This is a genomic window from Vibrio sp. Y176, from assembly GCF_033438945.1.
The window spans coordinates 1-844 of the sequence record NZ_JAWOQS010000275.1; the positions used below are offsets into that span (position 1 = coordinate 1).

At 51.1% G+C, this 844-nt stretch carries 1 protein-coding gene; it reads right to left on the bottom strand.

Annotation, left to right across the window (positions count from 1 at the left end; all coding sequences use genetic code 11):
• The coding region (locus R7O13_RS25535) for a thymidine phosphorylase (protein ID WP_318305033.1) at positions 1-844 on the bottom strand (844 nt) is incomplete at both ends.

Genomic DNA, 844 nt, shown 5'->3' on the forward strand with positions numbered 1-844 from the left:
AGAAACCACAGCCATGCCGATAGCACGCGTGTCCATTGCAGAGACAATACCTGTTTCTGTCGCATAAACTGGCTTGATGATTTCTGCTTTTTCTAAGTAGTTGTCGTAGTTTTCTACGAAGTCAGCTGGACCGCCAAGACCCGCAACCATTTTGCCGAAGCAAGCTGCTGCTTTACCGTTGTCTAGCACTTCCATCAGTTTCGCGCGTGCGTCGTCTGTGTTCTCAGCCAGTTTGCCAAGCACGAGCATTTCAGCACATGATGCCATCGTCACTTCAAGTAGACGCGGGTTGCGGTATTCACCTGTTAGGAAACGAACCGCTTCACGAACTTCCACCGCGTTACCCGCAGAAGAAGCCAGTACTTGGTTCATGTCCGTAAGGATTGCGGTAGTCTTCGTGCCTGCACCATTTGCTACTGCAACGATAGATTTTGCTAGCTCTTCAGACGCTTCGTAAGTTGGCATGAATGCGCCAGAACCGACTTTTACGTCCATCACTAGAGATTCCAGACCCGCTGCCAATTTCTTAGACAGGATCGATGCCGTGATCAGAGAGATGTTGTCTACGGTAGCCGTGATATCACGAGTCGCGTACACGCGCTTATCTGCCGGAGCAAGATCACCCGTTTGACCGATGATCGCCACACCCGCATCTTTGGTTACTTGACCAAAAACTTCGTTCGTTGGTGTGATGTTGTAGCCAGGAATCGCTTCAAGTTTATCTAGCGTGCCGCCTGTGTGGCCAAGGCCACGACCAGAGATCATAGGTACGAAACCGCCACATGCTGCCACCATAGGGCCAAGCATCAGAGAAGTTACGTCACCCACACCACCGGTTGAGTGT